At 74.6% G+C, this 6,808-nt stretch carries 7 protein-coding genes; 5 read left to right on the forward strand and 2 right to left on the reverse strand.

Annotated features, from left to right (window positions below; genetic code table 11):
* Positions 1 to 6 precede the first annotated feature (6 nt).
* Positions 7 to 1,125, forward strand: a complete 1,119-nt coding sequence (locus tag AB0C84_RS18270; protein ID WP_361067316.1) for an HAD-IC family P-type ATPase — start codon at positions 7 to 9, stop codon at positions 1,123 to 1,125.
* An 8-nt stretch (positions 1,126 to 1,133) separates the two neighbouring features.
* Positions 1,134 to 2,705: an HAD-IC family P-type ATPase gene (locus AB0C84_RS18275; RefSeq protein WP_361067319.1), complete on the forward strand. Its 1,572-nt coding sequence runs from the start codon at positions 1,134 to 1,136 to the stop codon at positions 2,703 to 2,705.
* Here AB0C84_RS18275 and AB0C84_RS18280 read toward each other — a convergent pair.
* Positions 2,674 to 4,044 carry a wax ester/triacylglycerol synthase family O-acyltransferase gene (locus AB0C84_RS18280; protein WP_361067322.1) on the reverse strand — a complete coding sequence of 457 codons (1,371 nt, stop codon included), beginning with the start codon at positions 4,042 to 4,044 and terminating at the stop codon, positions 2,674 to 2,676. The two genes, AB0C84_RS18275 and AB0C84_RS18280, sit on opposite strands and share 32 nt — an antisense overlap.
* A gap of 33 nt (positions 4,045 to 4,077) precedes the next feature.
* Positions 4,078 to 4,659, reverse strand: coding sequence for a hypothetical protein (locus tag AB0C84_RS18285; protein WP_361067325.1), 582 nt, complete (start codon positions 4,657 to 4,659; stop codon positions 4,078 to 4,080).
* A 198-nt stretch (positions 4,660 to 4,857) separates the two neighbouring features.
* Between AB0C84_RS18285 and AB0C84_RS18290 the strand changes: the two genes are divergently transcribed.
* The 3 genes from AB0C84_RS18290 to AB0C84_RS18300 all read left to right on the forward strand — a co-directional run bounded on the left by AB0C84_RS18290 (position 4,858) and on the right by AB0C84_RS18300 (position 6,734).
* A complete protein-coding gene (locus AB0C84_RS18290) occupies positions 4,858 to 5,574 on the forward strand; it encodes an SRPBCC family protein (RefSeq protein ID WP_361067328.1) in 717 nt (238 codons plus the stop codon).
* Positions 5,575 to 5,624: 50 nt separating this feature from the next.
* Positions 5,625 to 5,828, forward strand: a complete 204-nt coding sequence (locus AB0C84_RS18295; RefSeq protein ID WP_179842513.1) for a DUF1918 domain-containing protein — start codon at positions 5,625 to 5,627, stop codon at positions 5,826 to 5,828.
* Positions 5,829 to 6,017: 189 nt separating this feature from the next.
* The gene (locus tag AB0C84_RS18300) at positions 6,018 to 6,734 is read left to right on the forward strand and encodes a universal stress protein (RefSeq protein WP_361067332.1); all 717 of its coding nucleotides are present in this window, start codon (positions 6,018 to 6,020) and stop codon (positions 6,732 to 6,734) included.
* The last annotated feature ends 74 nt before the right edge of the window (positions 6,735 to 6,808 follow it).

The following is a 6,808-nucleotide window of genomic DNA, read 5'->3' on the forward strand; positions in this document are numbered from 1 at the left end:
GCCGCCGTGCGACATCATCCACATCCCGAACCCGCCGCCGGCACGGCGGTCACGACCGCCGATCCGCGCGACCCCCTGCCCCGGCTTCGCGAGGAGCTGCGGACGGGAGAGCGCGGACTGTCCGAACGCGAGGCGGCCCGCAGGCTGGCCGTCTACGGGCCCAACCAGGTCCGGCGCCGCGAGAGACGCTCCCTGACCAGGCTGGTGTCCGCCCAGCTCCTGCACCCTCTGGCGCTGCTGCTGTGGGGTGCGGGCCTGCTGGCCTTCGTCGCCGGCATGCCGGTGCTGGGCTGGGCGATCCTGGCCGTGATCCTGGTGAACGCCGTGTTCGCCCTGCTCCAGGAGCACCAGGCCGAGCGCGCCGTCGAGGCGCTGGCGGCCTACCTGCCCGAACAGGCCCACGTCGTCCGGGACGGGACCGCGCGGGCGGTGGAGGCCACCGGGCTCGTCCCGGGGGACCTGATCGCCCTTGAGGAGGGCGACAAGGTCCCCGCCGACGCCCGCCTCACCGACGGGGCCCTGGAGCTCGACCTGTCGATGCTGACCGGCGAGTCGGCGCCGGTGGACCGGGTGGCGGCGCCGGCGGAGCAGGGCGTCGCGCTGCTGCACGAACCCAACCTGGTGTTCTCCGGGACGACCTGCACCGGGGGGCAGGCCCGGGCGATCGTGTTCGCGACCGGCGGGCACACCGAGCTCGGCCGCATCGCGGCTCTCAGCCAGCGCGCGCCGCGCGGCGAGAGCCCCCTGGAGGCCCAGGTCAAGAGGGTCGCCTGGCTGATCGCCGCGGTCGCCGTCGGGATGGGCATGGTGTTCCTGCTGATCGGCGCGCTGGTCGGCCTGCCGCTGACCGACGCGCTGATGTTCGCGATCGGGCTGCTGGTCGCCAACGTCCCCGAGGGCCTCCTGCCGACCATCACCCTCGCGCTGGCGGTCGGGGTGCGGGTCCTCGCCCGGCAGGGCGCGGTCGTCAAGCGGCTCAGCGCCGTCGAGACGCTCGGCTCCACCAACGTCATCTGCACCGACAAGACCGGAACCCTCACCCAGAACCGGATGCGGCTCCAGGCGTACTGGACCCCGGGCGGCGGCGCGGTCACGGCGCCCGGGAGCCGCCGCCCGCCGACCTGACGCGGGCGATGACCGAGTGCACCACGGTCTCCTACGATGAGGCCGGCGACCTGCGGGGCGACCCGACGGAGATCGCCCTGGTCACGGGCGGCGGCCCCGACCTGCCCGCGCGCCTCGCGGCACGCGACGACGGGCGCCGCGCCGTCTTCCGGTTCGACGCCCGCCTGCGGCTGATGTCCACCGTCGCCCTGCGCGACGACCACCTCGCCGTCTATGCCAAAGGCGCGCCCGAGGCCGTCCTGAGCCGCTGCTCCGGCGCCGACCGGCAGGCGGTGATGGGCGTCGTGGACGATCTCGCGCGCAGGGGGCTGCGGGTCCTCGCGGTCGCCGACCGGGACCTGCCGTCCGGCGCCGGACCGCCCGGACGCCGGGAGGACGCCGAGACGGGGCTGCGCCTCCTCGGCCTCGTCGGGCTGTACGACCCGCCGCGCCCGGAGGTCGCGGACGCGGTGCGCCGCTGCCACGGCGCGGGGCTGCGCGTCCACATCGTCACCGGTGACAACGGCGCCACCGCCGCGGCCGTCGCGGCGGAGGTCGGGATCGGCGTCCCGCGCCTGCGCGTGGTCGCCGAGGCCGAGAAGATCCACGACCACGAGCTGGACGAGCTGCTGACCGGCGACGCGGAGATCGTCTTCGCGCGGTCGTCGCCGGAGACCAAGCTCAAGGTCGCCGACGCGCTGCGCGCCCACGGCCGGATCGTGGCGATGACCGGGGACGGCGCCAACGACGCCCCCGCCCTGCACCAGGCGCACATCGGCGTGGCCATGGGCCGCTCGGGCACCGACGTGGCCCGCGAGGCGTCCACGATGGTGCTGACCGACGACAACTTCGCGACGATCGTCACGGCCGTCGAGTCAGGCCGGCGCGTCTACGACAACGTCCGCAAGTTCATCCTCTACATCTTCGCCCACGCCGTCCCGGAGATCGTGCCGTTCCTGGTGTTCGCGCTCAGCGGCGGGCTGGTGCCGCTGCCCCTCACGGTCCTGCAGATCCTCGCCATCGACCTCGGCACCGAGACGCTGCCCGCGCTGGCCCTCGGCCGCGAACCCGCCGAACCCGGCATCATGAACCGGCCGCCCCGCCCGTCCTCCCAGGGCGTCATCTCCCGGGACATGCTGATCCGCGCCTGGGGCTACCTCGGCCTGGTGTCGGCCGTCCTGGTCATGTCGGTGTTCTTCTACGTGCTGTGGCGGGCCGGCTGGCGGCCCGGTGACCCCACCGGCGCCGGCGCCCCGCTCCACCACGCCTACCTGACCGCGACCACCGCCACGTTCGCCGGCCTGGTGACCTGCCAGATCGGCACCGCCATGGCCGCGCGCACCGACCACGCGTCCCTGCGCCAGGTGGGGCTCGCCACCAACCCGCTCCTGCTGGCCGGCATCGCCTTCGAGGTGCTGTTCGCCGCTGCCCTGATCTACCTGCCGTCCTTCCAGCACCTGTTCGGCACCGCCGCCCTCCCCGCGGACGTCCTGGCGATCATCGCCGCGTTCCCCGTCATCGTCTGGGCCGCCGACGAGTTCCGCCGCTACCGCCGCCGCGCCCGCGCGGTCACGCCGGCCCCGTCCGCGCCGCCTCCTTGAGGAGTTCGTCGACGCCTTCGCGGACGCCCGCGCACAGGGTCCGCAGGTCGGGCAGGGCCTCGCGGTCACCGGTGATCCCGAAGGACAGGACGCCGTCGTAGGACACGATGCCGACGGAGACGCGCGACCCGGCGACGATCGGGATGTAGGGGTCCATCTCCAGCATCCGCCGGCCCATCGCGTACAGCGGGAACGAGGGGCCGGGGACGTTGGTGACGATCGTGTGGACCAGGGGCTGCCTCATCCGCAGCGCCGCGTGGGCCGCCAGGGCGAGCAGCCCGGGGGCCGCGCCGACGAGCCGCACGAAGGCGTCGAGCCCGGCCGCCTGGTCCGCGCTCTTCGCGCCGTCCATCTGCTCCCGCACCAGCCGCAGGCGGCGCAGCGGGTCGGGCTCCCCGCAGGGCAGGTCGGCCAGTACCGCCGACACCCGGTTCGTCAGGATCCCGCGCTCGTCGGGCGACCGGACCGAGACGGGAACCAGGGCGCGCACGACCGAATCCCCGGTGAGCACGCCGCGTGCGGCCAGCAGCGCCCGGAAGCCGGAGGCGGTCGCGGCGAGCGCGACGTCGTTGACCGATCCGCCGAAGGCGCGCCTGATCCGGGCCACCTCGTCCAGGCCTGCGCAGGTCCGCGACCAGCGCCGGAGCTGAGCGGTCGGGCCGTTGAGCGAGGCCGCGCCGGGTCCGGTGAGGCGCGCGGCATAGCCGGGCGCCGCGCCCGCGGCCGCGATCGACTCGCGCAGCGCCGGCAGGAAGAGCCGGGTGGCCTGCCGCCCGAGCCCCCTCAGCCGATCCGCCACCGCGCCGCGGACGACGGCCCGCCCGGACGGTTCCGGAGCGGGCGTCCACAGCCGCGGGGCGGCGGGCGACCACCCGGGGCCGGCGTCGAGCAGGACGCCCAGCAGGTCGATCCCGGCGAGCCCGTCGACCATGCAGTGGTGCACCTTGGAGATCAGGGCCCAGCGGCCGTCCTCCAGCCCCTCGGCCAGCCACACCTCCCACGGGGAGCGGCTGAGGTCCAGCCGCCGGCCGAGGACGCGGCCCGCCAGCTCCTGGAGCTCGTCCGGGCCGCCGGGCGCGGGCGCCTCCACGTGCCGGACGTGGTCGGCCATCCGGAAGCCGCGGTCGTCGACCCAGACCGGGTGCGCGAGGTGGAGCGGCACCGTCCGGACGCGCTGCCGGCAGCGGGGCGCGAACCGGAGCCGGGCGAAGATCTCCCGCACCAGCTCCGCGTGGCCGGGCGCGGGCCCCTCGAACACGGTCACCGTGCCGATCTGGAGCGGGGTCGTGTCGTTCTCGGCGAAGTACATCCCCGCGTCCAGCGCGTTCATCCGCTGCATCGCGCACCTCCGGGCGTGGCGTGTCGGGTCTTCCTAGGTCGAACGGGAGCGGCGGTCGAAGTCGGCCCATTCCTCGTCCCACTGGTGGTAGCGGCGCCTGTCGCAGCCCCAGCGGACCAGGAGGTAGACGGTGAGCGGCGGCAGGCCCGTCACCGCCACGACCGCCGCGGCGGCCGACACGTCGTCACCGATGGTCCGCACGTGCTTGCGCGGCCCCATCTCTCCCAGGCCGTGACGGGGGCCCGTCCAGAGCACGCGGTGCTGTCCGATCGCGGTCGCGCGCCAGCTGGTGTACCGGCCCGTGTGCGGAGCACCGTCCGCGCCGGTCCAGGCCACGGTGACCTCGCGCCCGGACTCCAGCGGCGTGACCCCGACCACCGTCGCGTCGATCCGGTGGCGTGTCGCGGCCTCGTACCGCTCGGCGCGGACGCCCGCGGTGTGGACGGACCAGACGACGTGGGCGCAGGCGACCGGGGCGACGACCAGGAAGAGCAGGAGCAGAAGCAGCCCGGCGCGCCACTGCGTCCGATCCACCTTCCGGCGCAGGGCGTTCCCGTCGAACCCGCAGCGGCGCCGCAGGCGGTCCGCGCGTGTCATGGCATCCGGCGGCTTCATGCCCGCTCCCCGGGTCGATGACCGAACGACCTCGGAAGTCGCCCGGAACGGCTTCTCCCTCCAGCCTTTCCGGCCGGGGGCGTTCGGGGCAGAGGACGAACGTCCCTGGCCGACGTGGCGAAGGACTCTGCGGATCCGAGCCGCCGCTCGCGACCGTGGAACCGAGCGGTCATCGACAGGGGAGGACTCGTGAGGAACATGAGCGTTCGCGGTGTCGCGCTCGCCTGCGGCGCGGCCGCCACCTACGCGGCCGTGATCCGCCCCGCGCTGCTGTCCTGGGGGGCTACCGACGCGGAGGCGGGCACCCGGTATCCGAGCGACGAGCTCATCGAGGACGCGACGAGCCAGTCCACCATGGCGGTCTCGCTGCCGGCGCCGCCGGAGGCGGTCTGGCCGTGGCTGGTGCAGATGGGTTGCGGGCGGGCCGGCTGGTACAGCTGGGACCTGCTCGACAACGGCGGGCGGCCGAGCGCGGAACGCATCCATCCCGAGTGGCAGGGCCTGGCGGCGGGGGACCGCGTGCCCACGGTCCCGGGCGGGACGACCTACTTCCGCGTCGAGGTCCTCGATCCGGGCAGGACCCTGGTGCTGCGGAGCGACGTGGAGCTGCCGTCCGGAAGGTCGTTCGACCCGCGCGGGCCGATGCCGCGGGCGTACGCGGACGGACTGTGGTCCTTTCACCTCCACCCGCTGCCCGACGGGTGCACGCGGCTGATCGTCCGCACGCGCGGCCGCGGGGCCCCTTCGATCCCGGACCGGCTGTTCACCTGGACCCTCGGCGAGCCGGCGCACTTCATCATGCAGCACAGGCAGTTCCACGAGCTTCGCCGGCGCGTCGCCAGCCGCCCGCGGGCCGGGGCGCGGGACGCGGAAACCGGACGGGCCCGCCGAGGGGACCTTCGGCTCTTCCGGTGACCGGTCCGCCAGGGCACGCTGCGAGCAGCGTGGGACGAGGGGAGGTTCCAATGAAGGCGAACAAGGGCGACTGGGTCATCGTCCGGGGCCACCAGGTGGGGGAGCCGGACCGCAAGGCGCTGATCGTCGAGGTGCACGGACGGGACGGCGCGCCACCCTACGTCGTGGAATGGGACGACGGGCACGAGAGCACGTTCTACCCGTCCTCGGACGCCGTCATCGAGCGGCACCCCGCGCGCCCGTCCCGGGCCTGAGGCGAACGAGGGACCTTCGTCCCTGGTCCGGACGCGGGCGGCGAGGTGGAATGTAATCGGGCGAGAGAAGTCGAGCCGAAAGGGACGGAGAAGTGGGAGACCACGCACCGTCCATCTCGAAACGCTGCCTAAGCGGCGGAGGGCTTCTCCCGCCCCCATCACGTTCCGCGAGGGGGACGGAGGTTCGCGATGTCCGACGCGGGCGGCGCGCGCGAAGTGGTCGTCGGATTCGACGGATCGGTCCACGCCATGCAGGCGCTGGATTGGGCGCTGGACGAGGCGGAGCTGCGCGGTTCGCCGCTGGTGCTGTGCCACGCGTGGCAATGGCCGTACCAGGGTGCCGCCCCCGAGGTGGAGGAGGCGGGCCGCCGGTCGTTGCGCGAGGCGGCGCGGCACGTGCTGGCCCACGGCGTCGAGTGCGCCCGGGAGCGCACCGCCGGGGTCGCGGTCAGGCCCCTGTCGGAGGAGGGGTCGGCGGCCGAACGGCTCACGGGGCTGTCGGCCGGCGCCGAGCTGCTGGTGCTCGGGTCCCGCGGGCTAGGGCGGCTCGCGCGCGTGCCGGTCGGCTCGGTCGCCGCGCACGTCGCCATGCACGCGCGATGCCCGGTCATCGTGGTCAGGGGCATTGGCGCGCTGCCCCGCCCCGGGGATCCGCGGCCGGTCGTGGTCGCGGTGGACGACTCGCCCGCGTCGGAGGGCGCGCTGTCGTTCGCCGCGCGCGAGGCGGAGCTGCGGCAGCTGCCCCTGAAGATCGTTTACTCGGGCGCCGAGGGCGGGCCGCCGCCGGAGCCCGCGCTCCGGCAGCCGCCGGTCCACGACCCGGTGGAGCGGGCGGTGACGGTGGTCCGGGAGCGGCATCCCGACGTCCTCACGCATCCGGAGAACCCGCTAGCTGTACTGCCCTGACAGGTTGGTGACTCGGCTGGAGGGTGGTTGTCCTGCCAGTGCGGTGTGTCCGCGGTGATGGTTGTAGAGGTGCA

It is taken from the genome of Actinomadura sp. NPDC048955, assembly GCF_040649435.1.
In the GTDB taxonomy this organism is placed as follows: domain Bacteria; phylum Actinomycetota; class Actinomycetes; order Streptosporangiales; family Streptosporangiaceae; genus Spirillospora; species Spirillospora luteofluorescens.

What these genes read in the sequence shown, in the direction of transcription:
- AB0C84_RS18290 (WP_361067328.1), top strand. Translation starts at nt 4,858, where the DNA reads ATGAGCGTTCGCGGTGTCGCGCTCGCCTGCGGCGCGGCCGCCACCTAC.
- AB0C84_RS18300 (WP_361067332.1), top strand. Translation starts at nt 6,018, where the DNA reads ATGTCCGACGCGGGCGGCGCGCGCGAAGTGGTCGTCGGATTCGACGGA.
- AB0C84_RS18285 (WP_361067325.1), bottom strand. Translation starts at nt 4,659, where the DNA reads ATGAAGCCGCCGGATGCCATGACACGCGCGGACCGCCTGCGGCGCCGC.
- AB0C84_RS18295 (WP_179842513.1), top strand. Translation starts at nt 5,625, where the DNA reads ATGAAGGCGAACAAGGGCGACTGGGTCATCGTCCGGGGCCACCAGGTG.
- AB0C84_RS18280 (WP_361067322.1), bottom strand. Translation starts at nt 4,044, where the DNA reads ATGCAGCGGATGAACGCGCTGGACGCGGGGATGTACTTCGCCGAGAAC.
- AB0C84_RS18275 (WP_361067319.1), top strand. Translation starts at nt 1,134, where the DNA reads ATGACCGAGTGCACCACGGTCTCCTACGATGAGGCCGGCGACCTGCGG.